Below are 20517 nucleotides of genomic sequence, written 5' to 3'. Positions count from 1 at the left end.
CCGCAACGAAAAAAAAAACCGCCGAAAGGCGGTTTTTTTATCGCTGAGCTTTTTATGAATGAGCTTGCTCTATGAACGCTTACTGCGTCAGCGGCTGGGCATCCGGCGTATTGACCAGTCTGGCGATGTCTTCCATCACTTTCAGCGCGGCCAGCGGACCGCCGACCGAGGTCCACAGCGAACCGTCAACCGGTGCAAACCGGCCGGATTCAATAGCACTCAGCTGGCGGAATGCCGGGGTGTTCTCGGCCTGCTGCATGGCTTCGACGGCCTCACCTGACGTGCTCAGGGTGCCGATCACCATCCAGTCGCCATCCAGTACGGCAAGTGCTTCCAGGCTCAGAGACATGGAGTGGGTATGGCCCGGGTCCTGCTGATTGGCAGGGCGTTTCATGCCGACATCGGCAATCACCTGGCTGGCAAAGGAGTCGCGGAACATATAAGCCGGTCCTTTCGGGTTCCAGCGCACCACACTGATGGTCTGGCCCAGTTTGTCACCAATTGCCTGTTTGGTTTGTTCCGCATGTGCCTGATAACGAGCCATAAAGGCATCGGCATCGGCCTGGCGGTTCAGAATATTGGCGGTGCGCTGGAATACACTTTTCCAGTTTTCGCCGTAGTTAAAGGTAACCACAGTCGGGGCGATTTCACCGAGCAGCTCGATCACTTCCGGGCGGTTGGGCGCGGTCAGGATCAGATCCGGTTCCAGTTCAAGAATGGTTTCCAGATTCGGGCGGGACAGATCACCGACGATCTGAATATTGCCATTAATGGCCGGGGTCAGATAACGGGGCAGAGTTTGCTGGCCGCGGCCATTGACTGTGCCGATCGGGGTCATGCCCAGTGCCAGGGCGGTATCCAGATCGATCTCGCTGAGGGTAATGACGCGTTTCGGGTGTGCCGGGACGGTGACCTTCTCACCCAGGGCATCTTCGATGATGCGGGTATCGGCAGCACTGGCCTGGCTCGCCATGCAGAACAGGGCCAGGGCCGTAAACAGGCTTCGTAGCAAAATAACGCTCCTTATTATGCATCTCAATGAAGTGAATGAATCTTTTCGAATTGTACTTAATAAAGATATTGAGAACTATTTTTATTTAATGCTGTTCTAAGAAAAGGCGGATTGATATCATGCTCAGCCTCGTTGTTATACATGGAGTTGCAAGCGTGTCGAAACGTCAACTCGTCTGGCTCGGAGCAGGCGTGTTCAGTGTCTGTTTTTTTTCAGTGATGTCGATGTCGGTTGGTGCCGGGGAATACGGCGCAGCAGAAGCGCTGGCCTACTATTTCTCTGCCATTGAGCCGTCAGAACACATGACCATGGTGATGGATACCCTGCGCTTGCCGCGCACCCTGTGTGCCCTGATGGTCGGTGTCAGCCTGTCACTGGCCGCCTCTTTACTTCAAAGCGCCACCCGTAACCCGCTGGCTGAGCCGGGGTTGCTTGGCGTCAATGCCGGCGCGGTGCTGGGGCTGGTCACCGGCCTGACCTACTTTGGTGTCGAATCCGCTCAGGGGTATCTGGTCTGGTCCGGACTGGGGGCGCTGGCCGGTAACATCGTGGTGCTGCTGGTGGGCCATGTGATGGGCAAATCCAGCCCGCTCAAACTGATCCTGGTCGGGGTGGCGATGAACGCGACCTTTGGCGGTTTATCCAATTATATTTTGCTGTCGAACCAGGTGGTGCTGGATCAGTTCCGGTTCTGGAACCTGGGTTCGCTGGCCGCGGCCGATATGACGGCGATGGCGCTGATATCGCCCTTTATGCTGGCCGCTATCGTGCTGACCTTTCTGCTGGCCCGTCAGCTCACCATGATGCAACTCGGTGAGCAGCAGGCCCGCTCCCTCGGCATTAATACCCACTGGGTGCGCATCGGCGTGCTGCTGGCCTCGACCCTGTTTACCGCCTGTGCCATTTCGGTGGCCGGGCCGATCAGTTTCGTCGGTTTTCTGGCGGCCTATTGCGCCCGTATGGTGGAGCCGGTGCGGTTGTCGGTGCAGGTGATTTTCTCGGCGCTGTTTGGTGTCTGTTTTATCCTGATTGCCGATATTCTGGCCCGCTGGATGATTCAGCCTTATGAAATGCCAAACGGCGTATTACTGGCCATGATAGGGGCGCCTGTGCTGATTGGCGTGGTCCGGCGTGGCGGTTTCCGCTCGTTACTGGCGGTGAAGTAGGAGCCAGATTGATGGAAAAAAGTATGGCGCAGCACATGGCTGCCAGTCAGCGCCCAGCGACCCCGTTAACCTCAGCCCAGCCGGCGCGGCATGTCCCGCACGGTAAGTGGTTGTGGCAGTTCGGTAACAAGACCATGCTGGTGGAGCGCCGGGCCGTTTTCATTGGTGCTTTGCTGATGCTGGCGCTGGTGGCGATGAGCCTGCTGGCGGTCAGTATCGGTTCGGCCAAACTCACGCCCTGGCTGGCGCTCAAAGCCTTGCTGGGGGAATCGACCCGCATGGTCGAAATCATGGTGTTTAAAATTCGTCTGCCCCGCGTGGTGGCCGTGCTGGTGGCCGGTGCGGCCATGGGGCTGTCGGGCTGTATGATCCAAACGCTGGTGCGTAACCGGCTGGCGACCCCCGATATGGTCGGGGTCAATGAAGGGGCCACACTGGCGATCACCTTTTTTACCTTGTACCTCACGCTGGGCTCCTGGCCCTGGTGGGCTGCGCCGCTGGGTGCGGTGGTGGCGGCTGTGATGCTCTATATGCTGTGCCGTAACCCCGGCGAGCAGGGTTATCTGTTTGTGGTGATCGGTATCGGGGTCTCGGAGCTGATGCGCGCCGTGGGCGAGTTTCTGATGTCGACCGAATCTATCGTGCATGTCAGCAGCGTGTACTTCTGGACCATGGGTAACTTTGTCGGTCAGGGTTACAGCGTCAGTCTGCCGGTGGCCGGGTTGCTGCTGTTGCTCAGTCCGGCGGTGATTTACTTCTCCCGCCAGCTGGATGTGCTGCGGCTGGGCCTGCCGACCGCCCAGAGCCTGGGCGTAAACGTCAGTCGGGTACAGGTGGCGATTCTGATGCTGGCGATCCTGATCGCCGCGCTGGGCACGGCCATCGGCGGTCCTGTGGTGTTTATTGCCATGGCGGCACCGATTATCGCGACCTTCCTGCTCAGGGGGCGTATTGTGCCACTGTGGACCGCTGCCATGCTGGGGGCATTGTTACTCTTGCTGAGTGATACTCTGGTCCGGGTACTGGCCGACCCCCACGAAGTGGCTACCGGGATCATGACCCGCATTCTGGGCGGCATCATGCTATTTATTTTTCTACTGCGAGATAAAGGACAGGCAGACTGATGACAGCGTTAACGATGACAGGCGTAGGGTTTTCCTACGAGAGCAAGACCGTCCTCAAGGATGTCTCATTGCGTCTGGGTCAAGGTAAGTTGATTGGCATTGTCGGTCCTAACGGCGGCGGCAAATCGACGCTGCTCAAGATGATGGCCAAACAACTGGCACCGCAGCAGGGCGAGATCATCCTGAACGGCAAATCGCTGGCGGACTACTCGATGAAAGCGCTGGCCAAAGTACTGGCTTTCCTGCCGCAGCAGCCCATCAGCCCGGCCGGGATCACGGTGGAACAACTGGTGCAGTACGGCCGTCATCCCCATCAGGGTTGGTTCAGCCAGTGGAGCGACGACGATGCCGCTCAGGTCGCCAAAGCCATTCAGTGGATGAAGCTGGACGATTTGCTGCAGCAACCTGTGGCCAGTTTGTCCGGCGGACAGCGCCAGCGTGCCTGGCTGGCGATGATTCTGGCGCAGGATACCGATGTGATCCTGCTTGATGAGCCGACCAGCGCGCTGGATATCGGCCATCAGATTGAAGTGATGGAAAGCATCAGCCAGATGGTGGCGATGGGCAAAACCGTGGTGCTGGTGATCCATGATCTGGCCGCGGCTGCGCGTTACTGTGATGAGCTGGTGGCGATTGGTGAGCAGGGCGTGGTGGCGGCAGGACCGGTGACCGAGGTGATTACCAAGCCGATGATCGACAAGTTGTACAATACCCATGTCGATATTCTCACCGCACCGTTTGATGATGCGCCTGTGATTGTGCCGCGCCGTCAGGCGGACTGGCAGCAGATCGCCGGTTAGTCGGTCCGCTTAATTGCAATCAAAAGCCAGCCTGAAACGGCTGGCTTTCGTTTATCTGCAGTGTGTCGTTTGACTCCTGGCTGGGGACATACCACCGGCATTTATCCCTCGTTGGCGGCTAATCGGATCGAACTCCCCTCACGACGCTGTTCGACAGCACTGGCCAGCATCGACAGCAGGGTCTCGGTATCTTCCCAGCCCAGACAGGCATCGGTAATGGACTGACCATAGGTCATGTTATCTGAGATATCCTGTCGCCCTTCAACTAGAAAACTCTCGGCCATGATGGCAGAAATGGCATGGTTGCCGTTGCCAATCTGACGGCACAGCTCTTCGGCCACCAGCAACTGGCGCTGGAACTGCTTCAGGCTGTTGCCATGGCTGCAGTCGACCATCACCCCTGTGGTGATCCCTTTGGCCTCCAGCTGCTGCAGAGCATGGTGAATGTCTTCTTCGCTGTAGTTCGGGGCTTTTCCACCGCGCAGGATCAGGTGGCAGTCCGGATTGCCGGCACTGCTGACGGCATACAGCTGTCCGTCCTGACCTGTGGTGGTGTACAGGTGCGGGTGGCGGCTGGCAATGATGGCATCCATCGCCACACTGACATTGCCGTCGGTGCCGTTTTTAAACCCGACCGGACACGGCAGGCCGGACGTTTGCTGACGGTGCGGCTGAGACTCTGTGGTTCTGGCGCCGATGGCGCCCCAGCTCATCAGATCGGACAGATAGGTAAAACTGGTGGTATCAAGAAATTCTGTCGCGGCCGGCAGGCCCAGTGCATTGATGCGGATCAGCAGCTCTCTGGCCTGCTGCAGGCCTTTGCCGATTTGATCGCTGCCATCCAGATCCGGGTCAAACAGCATGCCTTTCCAGCCGACTGTGGTGCGAGGTTTTTCAAAATAGGTGCGCATCACCACCACCAGCTGATCCTGATAGCGCTCTGCACAGCGGGCCAGTTTTTCGGCATACTCGATGGCCGCGTCCGGGTCATGAATCGAACACGGGCCAATGACGACCAGAAGCCTGTCGTCCTGGCCGTGCAAAATATCTCTGATAGTACTGCGCGAGCCTGCAATCTGCTCGGTCAGTGCTGCCGGGCAGGGGATGGCGGTTGCCAGTGCAGCCGGTGTGGGTAGTGCCTGCCATGAATGGGCGCGGATCACTGAAGGGTCAATAGCCATTGTTGTTTCCTTTGTTGTCATCGGGAGATGACATCACTCTTGTGCTTCAAAGTGCCCATAGAGGCAAATACCGGTTCGGTCTGAATTATTATTAATTATCAACAACCTGGTGACGACTGGTGTGATAGCTGTCTTCATCAATCCCAAAACGCCAGTAGGGAATGGCATAGACCTGGGTGCGCTCGACATCCAGTTCACGGCGGATAAAGCGGCGCAAGCCCACAACAATCTGCTCTTCACCGCCCAGCCAGAAATAACTGTCGGCAATCTGTTCGGCATTTGATTCGGCAGTCGTTTTGGCGCTGAGAAGCTGCTGGCAGAACTGGTCGATCAGCGGCTGCACCTGATCCGGCTGGCCGATAAACCACTGAACCTGAACCCCAGCCGGGCCGCGGAGAGCCTGAATATCGGTTTTATCACCGATCTGAATCGCCACATAGCCGCGGCTGTCTGCCGGCATGTCTTCCAGCATGGCACTTATCGCCGGTAAGGCCGTCAGATCCCCGGCCAGATAATACTGCGAGGCCGGTTTGAGCATAGGGTACGGGCCACCCGGCGGGGAAATCCCCAGTTTATCGCCGGGGCGGGCATTGAGCGCAAACCGCGACGCCGGGCCCAGATCGCCGTGCAGGGCAAAGTCGATATCCATCTCACCGGTTTCCCGGCGCAGCTCACGGACCGAGAAGGTACGCAGCAGCGGCTTGTCCTCGGGGGATGCCCACTTAGGCCCGGTTGCCGTCAGGGTCGGCAGTACAGGCTCAGACTGTCCGTCCTGGGCAAGCATGATCTTAATGTGCGCGCCGTGACTGCAAGCCGGGTAGTGCGCCAGTGCAGGTGACGTAAAGGTAATCCGGCGATAACGCGGGCCCAAATCCCGGACAGATTTCACTGTGAGCAGCACCGGCAGACGTTTTTCCCTGTTGTCGGGCACGGTCATATTGTTTCCTTAATCAATAATGATATCTATTCTCGTTTGATTATACATAAACATATCAGCGAGAAAAGCAAAAGCTCACCTAAGCAACTGAAAGGGTATGGGGAAATGGGGGATGGTGGGGGATGAATGGTTACCGTGGAGACATTGATGCATGCATCTTAGCGATAGTTGGTGTGGTCGGTGGTTTCTTGGGAGAGTGCGTGGATGTCATTGATAGTGATAAAGCCCGTTAGATTAGAACCTTGCGGGCTGTTACAGGAATTCAGGATTAATCCCATTCGAATCTTAGTTCGGGAAATCGCTGCTGAATTTCTATAATGAATCGGTTTGTATTATTGATATCCCAGTTTCTGGCAACGTAGTAACCAACGTCTTGATAGAAGAACTCAGGTTCGCGTTCAGAGCGGTATTTTCTATATTTGTCAGCTGTGCCAGTGATTTCATGTAACTGCTTTAACAGTTGAAAAGAGCAGGTTTTATTATGTCTTAAATAGTTAAATACAGTGTCATCAATTAACTGATGTGTTTGAAGCGCCTGGACGGTATACAAGCCAATATCTGACTTGCGAAAGCCTTGCTGATACAGTGTGCCGTTTACATACAGGTTCAGTCGCGAGCGATCCTTTCCGTCATTACGCGCTGCACGTTCTTCACGCTTTTTGTGCCTGACCTCAATCTGATAGTCCATTGCCTCGGGCAGCGGAATGATTTGTTCGACATTTAACAGCAGCCGTTCGTCAAGGCGCAGTGGGTTTAAGCGAACACAACGGATATCTAACCCCATATCGTTGAGCCAGAGTACCGAGGTGGTGATTTCTTTTGAAAAATTCCTGGCCGCAAGAACGATGCGCGACTCCTTGCCGAAGTCGTCTTCCTGTGGTGTATCCCAGCCAAGGAAATCAAGCAGCACACTTTCTGCGTCAAGATCTTGTTCTGTGCGGCTTAAAAACTCTTTATAGGCATGAATGGCATGCTCCCAGGTTAAGTTCGCCACCATGGCAGCGTAGCGAATGGCCTGAAGCTCCATATGGCCGCCATCGTCATCACGCTTTAACTCAATCACAACCAGGTTGGCGGACTTATCAATACCCAGTAAATCAATACGGCGATTGGACTCAACAAAATGCCCGTATTCTTCGGCAATCACCAGGGTGTCCGGGCTGATGGCTTGAATATTGGCTCTGAGCAGTCGTTGGATATCCTGACGTTCTCTGAGTTTCTCAGCTTCGAATGAAGTTGTTTCTACCTTGATTAAGGTGTCATTGGCTAATTCGTAAATGGCCATAATTAATCTTTATATCCACTCAACATATCAAAAATCACCCGCGCAAATTGTTTGGTTTTGTTCGGGTCTGACAACAACTGCATCATCTGCTCTTGGTGCGCTTCATTGCTATTCAAAATCGCATCATCAATCGCGCGTGGGAAGTCCCTAGCATGGCTTGCTCGCGAGTATTATTGGCGATTTGGCTCATTACTGTTTCGTTCTCGGTGAGCTTGTCACGCACCGTAAAGGCATAATTGATCATGTCTTTATCGGTCAGGTTGTCGGTGACAAACACCTCGTTCAATCGCTCAATGATGTGAGACAAGAACTCTTCTTTCTTGTCCTTTGGTTTGGCTGTACCTACATCGTTGCTTGGGTGTAACTTGTACTCGGGTGCATTCTCTTTAAGCTGAATGTCCTGTTGACGGATCTTCGACAGACGATAGTGGCTCATCACCACATTACCAAGGTCAAGTTCATCCTCTTCAATAACCTTCTCGCGCAACATTGGACGCAGGTGGCGTGCATACAGGCTCAGTTTCTCTAACTCTTTGTCATCGTAATCGACAATCTGTGACATAAATTCATAGAAGCGTACAAAGCTACCTAAATCCTTTTTGAATATCTCTAAGCGGTCTTTCTCCTGCTTACACTCTTTGAAGGTGTTTTCCGCATTAGCGATTAACACGGCATCGCCTATTTTCTTGGTGCGTTCAAACACGTTTTTAGCGTGAATATATGCTTCTACCGCAGAAGTATAACGCTTGCGCCAACGGTCTACCGCTGGCTTGCAGATATTACTGATAGCCGCATTAGATTTGTTCTTGGTAAAGAAGGCATCAACGAATTGATCTACCTCCGACCATAAGAAAATACCGCTAGCACGCAGCTTCTCTGATAGGTCGAAAATCTTGTCAGGATCAGTGACATCCTCCAGCTCTGCCACTTGATAATAAGGCTGGAAAGCATCAAGAATGTCTTGCGGATCGTTGTAGAAGTCGAGTACGAAAGTACCGCATTCGGCCTTGCCCGGATAAGTTCGGTTAAGCCGTGAAAGCGTCTGCACACACTCTACGCCAGCCAGTTTTTTATCTACATACATAGCGCAGAGTTTCGGTTGGTCAAATCCAGTCTGGTATTTATTAGCAACTAGCATCACCTGATAGTCATCACTATCAAAAGCAACTCGCATCTCACGTTTGTTGAGTTCAGGGTTCATGTTGTGCTCAGTGAACTTCTGATCCATAAACGCTGTGCTGTCTGGATCAGCAGCGTTAAATTCCACTTCTCCAGAGAACGCGACCATCGCACGAATGCCTGCATAACCATGCTCAGAAACATACTTATCAAAAGCCAGTTTGTAACGCACAGCCTCTTTACGCGAGCTTGTGACGACCATAGCCTTAGCTTGACCACCCAATAAGCCCATCACGTTCTTTTTGAAGTGCTCAACAATCACTTTCACTTTCTGCGAAATGTTGTGGTCATGCAGACGCACCCAGTTATTGAGTTTCAGCTTGGCTTTTCCTGCATCTACTTCTTTATCTTCCGCTTCCAGCTTTTGCTTGAGCTGATAAATCACCTTGTAGTTGGTGTAGTTCTTTAACACGTCAAGAATAAAGCCTTCCTCAATCGCCTGACGCATTGAATAGATGTGGTAAGCCACTGGCAAATTGCGTTTAGATGCTGGCTGCTCTGGGTCAGGTCTGCGACCAAACAACTCCAGAGTCTTTGGCTTTGGTGTGGCGGTAAAGGCGTAATAACTCAGGTTGGCACTGCCTCGACGCGCTGCAACGGTAGCATCAAGAATATCTTCTGAGGAAAGCTCCGTGTCATCCTCGGCTTCATCCGTCATCAACACTTCTTTGAGCTGGCGAGCCGTTGCACCTGTTTGTGACGAGTGCGCTTCATCGGCAATAATGGCGTAACGGCGCTCTTTGAGTGACGTTGAATTCTCAATCGCCTTTAACACATGCGGGAAGGTTTGAATGGTCACGATGATGATAGGCTGCGAGGTTTCCAGTGCCGATGCCAACTTCTCTGATTTCGAGCCATCACCCTCTTTACGGTTGATACGCCCCACTACGCCATCAGCATGTTCAAACTGATAGATGGTGTCTTGTAGCTGATCATCCAGAACGGTGCGGTCAGTGACCACAATCACCGAATCAAACTGCTTGTTACCCTTTTCATCATGTAAGGTCGAGAGTTGGTGTGCCGTCCATGCAATCGAATTGGACTTACCCGAGCCTGCACTGTGTTGGATCAGGTATTTATTGCCTGTGCCCTTAACAATGGCCGCATCAACCAATTTCGTTACGACATCCCACTGGTGGTAACGCGGGAAGATCAAGGTTTCTTTCTTGGTTTTACGCCCTTCCCAATCTTCCTTCTCTTCTATTTGAAGGTGGATAAAGCGCCCGATGATGTTGAGCAAGTTGTCTGGGGTTAACACCTCATTCCACAGGTAATCAGTAGCGTAGCGATTTTCATCTTTAGGAATGTCATTGCCCTTACCACCATCATGCGTGCCTTTGTTAAACGGCAGGAAGAATGTTTCTTCACCCGCGAGTTTGGTCGCCATGTGAACTTCATACTGGCTTACCGCAAAATGCACTAAAGCACCGCGTTTAAAGCTCAAAAGCGGCTCTGGCTTTTTGGTGGCAGGGTCTTTCGGTAAACGGGTCAGTTTGTACTGCGCAATGGCGTTTTCTACCGCTTGTTTGAATTCAGACTTCAGCTCAAGGGTAGAGACTGGCAAGCCATTAACGAACAGCACCAAGTCAATGCGCCATTTCTTAGCCTGCTTACCAGTTGCTTCGAATTCAGCTTGCGTAGCATACGGGCTGTAAACCAGCTCTGGCACAATACGGCAGATGTTTTGCTGGTAACGCGCTAAGGTTTCAGGATTGAGGTTATGCTCTGGCTTAAACTGACACAACTCAAAACGGGCATTGCGGATTTTCAAACCATGACGCAACACACCCAAAGTGCCAAAGGTACGTGATGCGCGATCAGTGGCGTTCTCATCGGCTTTTTTTAGCTGAGTCACCAAGGCATCGAGAAAATGGCGCTCTGAGTCAGTCGGGAAGACTTTGCAGAACTTCTCCCACTCTTTCGGCTGTGTCTGTTTAATAAAGGTCAGCGCATCCGCTTCATACAATGCTGATTCGCGATTGTAGCCCTCGCCAGTGCCCTGCACCCAGCCATTGGCAACCATCTGGCTGATAATGTCGTCCTGAAATACCCGTTCTTGTGTAGTGTCTTTCATAACCTTATTCTTCTTATTCTTGATAGCCAACTAAAGCGAAAAGCCACTCCCTTTAGAGAATGGCAATAAACTTAAGCTGTTTGTTCTAAAGTCTGATTTTGAGGTGTTGGAGCTTGCCAGTTGCGTACATCAATCTTGCCCGTAACTGCTGCGGAGATAAGAGCTGTTCGACGTTCTTTCATTAGGTTGATTTTCACCGATGCCTTATCTATGAGGAGGTCATATTTATTTGTTAAGTTCGATAACGACTCATTTATCTGCTCTTGTTCTGAAAGAGGAGGAAGAGCCAATAAAAAATTCCTAATATTATCAACATTTATACGCTTAAATGTTGAGCCTACCATTGCTAACGAAAGTTGATTTTCAATCACTCCTGAATTCAGAACGTAAAGAAGATATTCTGAGTTAACATTCTCTAGTAGTCTTATTAAACAAACGTCTTGCCCCATTGCAAACTCTGGCATATCTGGTAGAACTAAAGCTGCTTCACCAACGGTCGCATTTCTACTGTAAATGATATCCCCTGCTAATGGCTTACGACCTCCCTCAATAAGTGCATCGTAATACTTTTTCGAGGTGTATTTCGCTCTACTCAAGTCTACCGACCATCCTTTTACTTCTGAAATACTCGCCAAAGGAAAACCATCATCAGTAAATTCAGCGGTAATATGCTTACAATCAATTACCTTTGCATAGTGCTTTAGAGGCGTAGATACCCAATGCTTAGGCACTTCCCCTAACCACTCCACACCAGAATCTTTCATTGGTGCTTGCGGGTTCAAACCTTTGGTCACCGCGTGGCTGATCACCGCTTGGCGCTTCTCTTTCAGCAGCTTAATCAGTTGCTGCTGCTTTTCGATCAAAGTGTCGATTTTGGCAGTTTCGTGATCGAGGAATTCAAAGATTTTGTTTTGCTCATCTTTGCTAGGAAGTAGCAACTCAATTGTTTTGAACTCATCTGGATCCAAGTCCCATTGGTTGACTCGTATCCCTTTAGAACGGCTCATGTATTGAGTGATATAAATAGGGTTACGCAATAGGTAATGAACATATCGCGGATGAGCTAATTCGAATAACTTTTCACGTGGCTCATAAACAAAATACGCTGGGCTTACAATTCCCTCGTATTCAGAGACTGCAATAGATCCCTGCCATGCTTTCATTTTATTCATGACCAAGTCATTTGGTTGAACAAGTTGATATGGTGTTAAATCATCTGATTCTTTGTTGTTGTTATCATCACGACTAGATTTTGGGATAACGCCATAATCCCGATACACAGATAGCAACTCTTTTTCACTATGCCCAGTTCTCTTGGTTCGAGAATATAAACGTCCCACAGGTATGGTTACCCATTCATTGGGAATATCACCCATCCATTCAATTCCAGAATCTTTATACTCTGGATATGCCTGATATCTTTTTGTTTCGCTCAAGGCTGTCATTACGAATGCACCTCTTGCAGTAGCTTCATAATATCTGCACTCACCGCATCCAAATCGGCATCAATCGCTTCCAGTGCACGCGGTGGTTGGTAAACATAAAAATGGCGGTTGAACGGGATTTCATAGCCCACTACACCAATCTCATTGTCTTTGTCATCGCGTTTGTCTGCGTTAATCCACGCATCAGCTACGTGTGGCTGCACTTCGCGTTTGAAGTAACTTTCAATCAGGATTGATGCGCTTACACTCGGGTCAAGTGGCACGTTTTCGTTATCACGCAGGTCGCCATCTTGTTGGAACTCAACAACTTTGCCTTTATAGTCAAAAGCACCGTAAAGTGGTTGTGCAGCTTCTTTCAGCACTTTTTTGATCACAGGTTCTGCGTCTTTGTTCTTCCAAGTGATCGCATCAATAAACTGTTTCTTCTGCTTGGCGTCGAACTTGATGCCAGTGGTTTTGAATGCACCTTTGAGGGTCAGCTCAAACTGATTAAAGTCGTCTGATTGTTGCGCCTTACCGCCAAGGTTATCGCCAACCGCAACTTGCAGAACTTTGGCATTATCCATCAACGTTTTTTGGCCTAGCCACAGTTTGCTATCCAGTACATCCTTGATTTGCTTTTCTTTCAGCTCTGGGAAGTCTGCTTTGATCAGCGCACGCACTTCAGCTTCCACTTCAATCAGTGTGCCATAAGTGTCTTCTGTCCATTCAGTGCCAAACTGCTCAAAGACAGCCTGCATCACGGCATTAAACGGCTTAGGCGCAAAACGCAGTGACTCCACCGCTTCATCAGTGATTTGCGCAGATAGACGCAGTGGACGCTCGATAGTGAGGCGACGATAGCCAAACTGGTAAGTGTCGAAGATCTTGCTGGCAAAGTTTTTTTGATTGTCCGTCACACCATCTTTGGTCAAGGTGTCGATTTCTTCAAAGTCACCAAAGTTCTTCGTGATGGTGCGAATTTCTTCATCAGTTAAATAGTGACGCTTAGAGCCTAACGACTTACGCATTTTCGTACTTAAGTTAGCGCCATTAATCAATTGCACTTTGTCCTTACGTGCTGGGTCTTTTTTGTTACTCAGAACCCAAACATAGGTCGCAATGCCTGTGTTATAGAACATATCGGTAGGCAGCGCGACAATCGCTTCAAGTAGATCAGCTTCAAGGATGTAGCGGCGAATTTCACTCTCACCGCTACCCGCACCACCAGTAAATAGTGGTGAACCATTAAGGATGATGCCGATACGACCGCCATCGATCACTTGGTTATCGACATTCTTCTTATCACGCATCTTGCTGATAAGGTGCATTAGGAACAGTAACGAACCATCAGAGACTCGCGGCAAGCCTGCGCCAAAGCGTCCATCAAAGCCTTTTTGCTGGTGCTCGTCTTTAATTTCACCTTCAATCTTTTTCCAATCCACACCAAACGGCGGGTTAGACAACATGTAGTCAAACTGATCGGCGGGCAGTTGGTCATTTGACAGAGTGTTACCCAGTTTGATGCGGCTAACGTCTTGCCCTTTGATCAGCATATCCGCCTTACAAATAGCGTAGGACTCTGGGTTTAGCTCCTGACCAAACGCACGCATTACCGCTTTCGGGTTGAGTTCGTGCACGTATTCCATACCTGAGGACAGGAAGCCACCTGTACCCGCTGTTGGGTCATAGATGGTGCGGATGATGCCATCTTTGGTTAAGGCTTCGTCGTCTTCCATAAACACCAAAGAGGTGGTCAGGCGCACGATGTCACGCGGGGTGAAAACAATGCCATCTTCAGTGTTCTGAAAAAGTGTTACATGGTGATTTGGCGGGGACTCTGGGGTAGTAACACTTTCGGTAGTGTTTCGAGCCTAAATCTTAGAATCGCTGTCCGAAAAGATCCTAGAGTGTTACGCCAAATGCGATAATGGAGACCGCTGAACTTAATCTCGACAGCAATGCTTTATTTGAGCAATGCTTTATTTGGTTGTTACTTTATCTCACGCAAGCGGTTAAGAGCTTCAACATGCTCTTCAGCCAGTTGGTCGTACATCGAATAGACTTGTTGAATATGGGCAAGCAAAGAGGGGAAGTCCGTTGATTTCTCTTGCTCAAGCTTTTTATTTTTTCTTGTGGCTGATGATAGTTTGATTTTAAGCTTCTCTAACTCCGCTATATCGCTATCCCGTTTCAGTTGTTCAGTTTGCTTTACTTGCTCGTCTTTAATTATGCACTTTAAATCTGGATAGCGGTTATAAATGATGGAATGGCTTAATCCAGCTCTATTAGCAACTGATTTAATGCTTACTTTTTTACCTTCGCTAATCAGTTCATATAAGGCATCTATTAGGGACCTCCTGGTATTCTCACTCATGCTTGATCAACCCCTCTTAACGGATCTAGCTGTTCAATAATAACCCTGGCAGCCTCTAGGTTACTTTTTAGAACCATACTAAAAGAATGCAACTTTTCCCGAACCCCATCTGGCGCTGATTCAATCTTCTTGATTTTATCTTCACAGTTCAGCTGAATTGATTTCCAGTAAGTTAAGTGCCTAGGCGTTGCAATGTATCCGTCGCAATAAACACAATGGCTCGGATCAGCTACATTCTTGACTTTACAATCCTTAGCTTTCGTACAATAACCGTGCCCAACTCCTCGCAAGTCATTTGAGTTTTTCGATATAAATTCCACCAGTTGATTTATATCTTTGAAATGTGGTTGAACATTTTCTTCAACTTGGTTTCCCAACATTTCTTTGATTCGACTAGAGAACCGTGCACCACCGTGCCCAGCAATATTTCCATCGAGTGAGGCCTCGACAATCTCATTCACCGTCAAACTTGTAATATGCTCTGAAAACTCATCCGCTATATTTAGCAGTTCCCCGATAGACTCGAATCCGCGCTGGGCATAGACCAGGGTCATATTCTGCCATAAGTGCTTGTACTGATATCTAATATCATCCAACTCACCTAAGCGGTTTGCGATGATAAACCAGGCAAATGTGTGCCTGAACTGATGAGGAGTGAAGTTGAAGTAATCACCTACCTTGTATGGTTGATGTCGATCTGAATTGTTTGGCGCAACTGATTTGTAATTACATTCAAGGCGATCAAGTTGCTCTATATCTGATGTATTGAGAGGGATCTTAAAGAAGTCACTAATATTGAAAGCGGCAGAATTTGGTCGCTTATTCATGCGATAGAATCCGCAGCTAGTAAGCGAATAGTTAACTGTAAAGATATACTTATATCTTAGCCCTTGCTGCAATTCATTTAGATATTCATCCGAGATTTCAGATGACAGATACTCAATGATGGCAGTAGCTTTTTCATAAACCACTTCATTCAACGTGGATATGAGAGTTAAGTATTTTGAAACAATCTCTCCGCATACCCATTCTACTTTCTGCGAGCCATCAGTTGTTTTTGTTAGCTCGGATAGCAGCGAGTAGTGAAGCTCGCCAGTATCACCCTCTCTAGTGACTAAACAATCATTTGCAAGAGCTAGCGCCTCTCCATCACGCATCCCTGTAAAGGCCAGTACTAATACATTTACTAAGCCTCTTATTCTACCAATCTTTGCTGTTACAGCTGCATCACCTCCGCCGCAGATGCTTCTGTACCGCCCGTTTACAATTTTGTACTGACCTATTTCTATTCTTCGTATGTCATCGGATTGACGTCGAATCCATTCGTCACGAATTTCATTGATCAAATCAAGCTCATAGATAACTTTTGAAATTAGTTTTTTTAGAACACCACAAGGAATAACCGGGTGTTTCTTTCTTCCGTTTATTTGATAAGCGGCCACGATTGGCGTGAACTTATCAGAAATCAAATTTAATGATTCCTTTCCTAGTAAGCCGTAGCATTTCAACCATTTAGTAGCAGTGTTAATCGAAACGCACAAACTAGGCTTATCGTTAGCTCCAACGTAACTAATAGCTTCAGCGCAGTAGTGTGATGTTTTTAAATTATTGAGTTTATCGAGTTCGATCCAAGAATGAATTCGCTTTACGCAAAGAAATCTGGCAATAGTCATCAGACTTCTTGCCCCATTTATAATGGTACTCCATTTCAGCGGCGGCATACCTTCACCAATCCCTGATGTGTATAGAGCCAATATCAATATCTTGAATTCATACTCAAACTCGATGCCGAGTTCATTGAACGATATCCCAATCTTTTCTCCAATCGGCTTCCATGTGGCATCTGAAAGCCTAACCTCCCGTGAGTAACCGATACGATCAGAACCACTCCAGACAATTTCATCGCGTAAAGATAGCCAGCGTTTTTCGCAATATGGCTTTATATTGTATTCCCCAATGCCACTGAGGCACTCTGAAAGTACGAAGGAAATGCTCATATAACACCTGCGATATCAGATATGGCAAAGTTCCAGATTGGATGCAGACCGTTATTTTTAAACAATGTCCGCCCCAAACTAACCTGATCAGAATTTGTAATTTTTAGCCTAGATATGATCACATCAACTCTTTCAGATAAAGCGCGATGAGCCTGCTTTTGCAGGCTAACATCGGAAAAATGCGCGATAGCCCCCTGCATATCACCTAGGACATAATCTTTGAAAGACAGCAATTGCCAGACATGATCGGCATCAGCTACAACCCTGTAGTGTTTACACCATATGCACGCCATAAAATCACCGCATCTGTCGATTTTATTAGACGCTAATAACCTGTTTTGCTTTGCATAATAGTGCGCTTCTTTAGAGCCTTTCTCCGCGTTACATCCTCCTACCGGGGTTAGTTGAGTGCCATATTCGTATTCAGTAACAATTTTGATCTCAGTCGATAGCTCCTTACCACTGAAATACTGCTCCATAATTTTGGCTGCATCACTAAGGGTCGCTTTTGAAGATGCTTCATTGACTCGTTGATAGTTTTTTATAAAGGTAGGGTATGTATGTTTAAAGGCATCTTTATATCTCCTGAAATCTTTTGAAAGCTGGCGATAGACCTCATTAGAACCAGTTTTTCTAAGCTTTACGGAGTTATATTTTATCGAGCACCCAAGCCCCATAAGAATCGTGGCTATCCTGGCTACAATACCGTTGTAATTTATCGTCTTAAGTTGGTCTAGCTCTTCATAAATAAATAGGAATCTTGAATTATCATATCCAGCATACTTGCTCCTGGTAGTTCTTGTTAAGGTATCCCGTACCGTTAGAAAATCATGAATAGCGGATCGTGATGACTTATAGTCAAAGTTAAAATGGTCTGTCTGATAGCTTTTACGGGGCTTTTGAACAAGCATTGTTATAGGTCGATTGCTTGTTGGTATGTCAACTTGCTGAATATCCGAACACTCGATTTTAGCTATTGAAGATGTATTCCAGCACGTCTTAATTTGTATTCTTGCAAAATACATGGCCAGCTTATCCTGCAATGGCCAGTCATTCTTTAAAATTCCTTTTTCTATATGAAACGTTAGCTCCCGTACTTCATCCAACGTATATGTATCACAACTTTTCATTCTCGAAGCATGCACAGCATGCCTATTGCTAGTTACCCGATATGCATTAATAAATTTCTGTCCAGTTATTCCGCAAAGCCATCTGATAGCGGAAATATAACCTTCAGCTGTTCGTCTTGAGACGGATTTTGTAAGTACATCCGCTTGTATTCTGGACAAAATATCAAGCTGAATATTACCGTCGTTCGCAGATAGCAGGCTCAGACCAAGACCTTTTATCGCACCCCTATTACAATAGCTTGAAAACACTTTGACTAGTTTTGAGAAGCGGGCATGAAGGGTTTCAGCCCCATAGTTTTTCTGACCAATAAGTTCGGTTTCTTCTTCATGAATACGAACGATATCTTCTCTAAGCTTTGAACAAATTTCAGATATGTAAGATATATCAAGGGTTTTAACTTTCCCTGCCCCCTCATTTTCAAAGCATAAAATATCTTGAAATAATATTCGCTGACTAACTTCCACCCCAGAGTAGTGCTCGTATAGATTTGCAACCGAAGTCGCCTCATACTGCTTGTAGTATTGAAAAATATCTTTTAGTGGGCGATAGTCGTTCGCAGCCAAAGCATCTAGGCCAACTTCCATAAATAGCTTTTTAAAATATTCGTCTTTCTTAACAAATCTCAGAATTGTTCTTATGGCGCATGATAGCCGCCCCTTAATCCCACCCGAACTATGCCCATACTCGCCTGAATAGTAAGTATTTCCAACAAGTGCTTTTATCTGCATCAATGCAATTCTTGATGTAGCATGGAGTTCAGTGACATCCAGGCTCCTTCCGCCAATCAACAGCTTTTGTCTATAGAAAAGATCAGGATATACAACCTCAATAAAAGCCCTTAGCTGTGATCTAACAGGCATTACCCTGTGCTTCTTAATACCTGCTTCGATCAGATGACCCTCATCGAGCACAGATTCTAGAAGCACCATAACATCAGAGTTCTCATCAGATGCTAACGCTTTAATGATGCTCACAACTTGTTGTACAACCGCTACTTTAGTAGCCTTAGATAAAGCTTCTGAGTCAACAAATTTCGTTATTGCGCTTCTTACTGAATCTCCAAGCAGCTCAGATTTCAGATAGATATCTAATAAACCAACCAAGGATCCATGAACCGCAACAAAGGTTGGTTTTCCTGTGTAGTTTTCTGGATGAGTAAGCCTATATAGGAAGTCCAATGACCGAGTGAATGCAACGGCCTTCTGCTTTTCCAAATTGCTAAATGCAGCGATTTCTAAATGAAGCCAATATTTTTGATCTCTGAGTGACTTCACTCCATGATTTTGAAGATGAGCAAGGTGATCAGCACTCACTTCAGGCCAGGCCTTTATTCCTTGTAAAAGGCCATTACGATAACCTTTCACTGTAACCTTGCTGGCCTTAATCGAGCCATTTTCGATTTTGTAGTGAAGCTCCATAAACTCCTGTTCTAACGCAGGAGATATATCGCAAAGCCTTTGTCTAGGATTGGTCATCATCCCTCCCTAGCAAGTGCTGATAATCGCCAACAAGCCGCACATCGATGCCGTCGAATATTGTGTCTGACCAACCTTTCATTTCACTATCAAAGGTCACTGCACGAGCGAAGTTTAAATACTTCCGTGTTGTTGAGAAGTTTGAATGACCAAGTAACGCCATCAATTTAAACTCGATGAACCCAGGCTCTAAGCCTTTGTCGAGCATGTACTTGGCAAGGTTGGTTGCATATGTTGACCGTAAGTCATGAAAGCTTCGCTCCAGAGCGATACCAGCAAGCGACAACTCTTTGCGAGCAATGATGACGGTATTACTAACGGACTTTTCAGAAATCCCTAATCCAGAACGATTAATGAATAGTGGCCTATCGCTATTCGTTCCATTCTTCACTTCCCACTTCATAACTCTACGCATTCGTTCATCACAATTTTTGTAATGCCACAATCGTTGCATTAGTGTACGCGGTATTAGTATCTGGCGTTCTTTATTCCCCTTACCTGTGATGTTTGCATGATATGAAGCTACGTCACTTATTGATGGATCGACTGCGTGAACATCCAAAAACTGAGCAATTTCAAAAGCCCTCATACCAGTGAAAAGGGCTAGATCTATCCACAGGCGTCTTGCAGGAAACTTGATGTATTGAGTGCAATATAGAGCGCTAAGCTCTTCAGTGGTATATGGAGACAATTGGTCACTAGGTAGTGATTTCTGTCGGTATTTTCTCGGTATCGTTAGATCGGATGTGTGAACGGTTATTTCAGATGAACGATGAGCCATAGAAAATATCGAGTTAATATCTGAGTGATCGCTGCTGCGTTTAATATGTAACTGCTGATATTCAAAAGGCAGCTTTTCTATAGTCCCTCTACGACGAGCCCACTCGTAAAATTGTCTAACATGCGTCATATACAAATTGGCGCTATCGCGGCCTAAAGATTTTGCCTGGATCAAATCGATTAGAAATTTTCTAAACCGATAAACAGGGAGCCAATACTTGGCACGCTGTGTCGATGCCTGAGCAGTAACCTGGCGCCAATCAACGTTTTCCTCTGCGAGCCAACTCAGAAAAATACACAGCGAGTTTGCTATTGATTGCATCGTCTTGAGAGAGACACCACCCAATGGGTTCGATCTAGCAGCTCGTTTAGGAGCGCGATACAGCCCCTTGTAACGGTGCTCCAGGAATAAATTCATTTCCAGAGCATCAAACTGGCGTTCATGCGACCAAATGAGAGGGAAATTATCTACCCAATGATCTTTCCGGTATTCAATGACTCTTATCCCCTGATGGCCAGTCTCACCCGAGAACACTGGTAAGGAACCCACATTGAATCGCACCCTATACACCCTT

At 47.9% G+C, this 20517-nt stretch carries 12 protein-coding genes and 2 pseudogenes; 3 read left to right on the top strand and 11 right to left on the bottom strand.

What is annotated here, in order from left to right:
- Positions 1 to 79 precede the first annotated feature (79 nt).
- The gene (locus D6M16_RS09430) at positions 80 to 1012 is read right to left on the bottom strand and encodes an ABC transporter substrate-binding protein (protein ID WP_240435557.1); all 933 of its coding nucleotides are present in this window, start codon (positions 1010 to 1012) and stop codon (positions 80 to 82) included.
- Positions 1013 to 1167: 155 nt separating this feature from the next.
- On the opposite strand from D6M16_RS09430, the gene D6M16_RS09425 reads away from it, so the two are divergent.
- Genes D6M16_RS09425 through D6M16_RS09415 form a run of 3 tightly spaced genes read left to right on the top strand, consistent with a single transcriptional unit; the run spans position 1168 to position 4102 of the window.
- Positions 1168 to 2178 carry a FecCD family ABC transporter permease gene (locus tag D6M16_RS09425; protein ID WP_276131390.1) on the top strand — a complete coding sequence of 337 codons (1011 nt, stop codon included), beginning with the start codon at positions 1168 to 1170 and terminating at the stop codon, positions 2176 to 2178.
- Positions 2179 to 2189: 11 nt separating this feature from the next.
- Positions 2190 to 3302: a FecCD family ABC transporter permease gene (locus D6M16_RS09420; RefSeq protein ID WP_120511557.1), complete on the top strand. Its 1113-nt coding sequence runs from the start codon at positions 2190 to 2192 to the stop codon at positions 3300 to 3302.
- The gene (locus D6M16_RS09415; protein WP_120511556.1) at positions 3302 to 4102 is read left to right on the top strand and encodes an ABC transporter ATP-binding protein; all 801 of its coding nucleotides are present in this window, start codon (positions 3302 to 3304) and stop codon (positions 4100 to 4102) included. The genes D6M16_RS09420 and D6M16_RS09415 overlap by 1 nt, the downstream gene beginning before the upstream one ends.
- Positions 4103 to 4203: 101 nt before the next feature.
- On the opposite strand, the gene D6M16_RS09410 is transcribed toward D6M16_RS09415, so the two are convergent.
- The 10 genes and pseudogenes from D6M16_RS09410 to D6M16_RS09365 form a co-directional block, all read right to left on the bottom strand.
- A complete protein-coding gene (locus D6M16_RS09410) occupies positions 4204 to 5283 on the bottom strand; it encodes a 3-deoxy-7-phosphoheptulonate synthase (protein ID WP_120511555.1) in 1080 nt (359 codons plus the stop codon).
- A 91-nt stretch (positions 5284 to 5374) separates the two neighbouring features.
- Positions 5375 to 6220: a siderophore-interacting protein gene (locus D6M16_RS09405; RefSeq protein ID WP_120511554.1), complete on the bottom strand. Its 846-nt coding sequence runs from the start codon at positions 6218 to 6220 to the stop codon at positions 5375 to 5377.
- A gap of 268 nt (positions 6221 to 6488) precedes the next feature.
- Entirely contained in the window at positions 6489 to 7505 is a 1017-nt protein-coding gene (locus tag D6M16_RS09400; RefSeq protein ID WP_046218917.1) for a PDDEXK family nuclease, read from the bottom strand.
- Between the two features lie 2 nt (positions 7506 to 7507).
- Positions 7508 to 10758 (bottom strand): annotated as a pseudogene (locus D6M16_RS09395) (type I restriction endonuclease subunit R).
- A 71-nt stretch (positions 10759 to 10829) separates the two neighbouring features.
- The gene (locus D6M16_RS09390; protein ID WP_120511553.1) at positions 10830 to 12203 is read right to left on the bottom strand and encodes a restriction endonuclease subunit S; all 1374 of its coding nucleotides are present in this window, start codon (positions 12201 to 12203) and stop codon (positions 10830 to 10832) included.
- Positions 12203 to 13987, bottom strand: a pseudogene (locus tag D6M16_RS09385) (HsdM family class I SAM-dependent methyltransferase); the annotation flags it as partial. The pseudogene D6M16_RS09385 and the gene D6M16_RS09390, both read right to left, overlap by 1 nt.
- Positions 13988 to 14175: 188 nt before the next feature.
- Positions 14176 to 14559 carry a TetR/AcrR family transcriptional regulator gene (locus tag D6M16_RS09380; RefSeq protein WP_120511552.1) on the bottom strand — a complete coding sequence of 128 codons (384 nt, stop codon included), beginning with the start codon at positions 14557 to 14559 and terminating at the stop codon, positions 14176 to 14178.
- Positions 14556 to 16556: a site-specific integrase gene (locus tag D6M16_RS09375; RefSeq protein ID WP_120511551.1), complete on the bottom strand. Its 2001-nt coding sequence runs from the start codon at positions 16554 to 16556 to the stop codon at positions 14556 to 14558. The genes D6M16_RS09380 and D6M16_RS09375 overlap by 4 nt, the downstream gene beginning before the upstream one ends.
- Entirely contained in the window at positions 16553 to 19165 is a 2613-nt protein-coding gene (locus tag D6M16_RS09370; protein ID WP_205576845.1) for a hypothetical protein, read from the bottom strand. Before D6M16_RS09370 ends, D6M16_RS09375 begins: the two co-directional genes overlap by 4 nt.
- Positions 19149 to 20504 (bottom strand): tyrosine-type recombinase/integrase, encoded by a 1356-nt coding sequence (locus tag D6M16_RS09365; protein ID WP_205576844.1) that lies wholly within the window; start codon positions 20502 to 20504, stop codon positions 19149 to 19151. Before D6M16_RS09365 ends, D6M16_RS09370 begins: the two co-directional genes overlap by 17 nt.
- Positions 20505 to 20517 lie beyond the last annotated feature (13 nt).

The organism is Photobacterium salinisoli, from assembly GCF_003614885.1.
Classification (GTDB): domain Bacteria; phylum Pseudomonadota; class Gammaproteobacteria; order Enterobacterales; family Vibrionaceae; genus Photobacterium; species Photobacterium salinisoli.
Note: the sequence above shows the minus strand (reverse complement) of the source record. Positions and strands in the feature narration are given on the sequence as shown.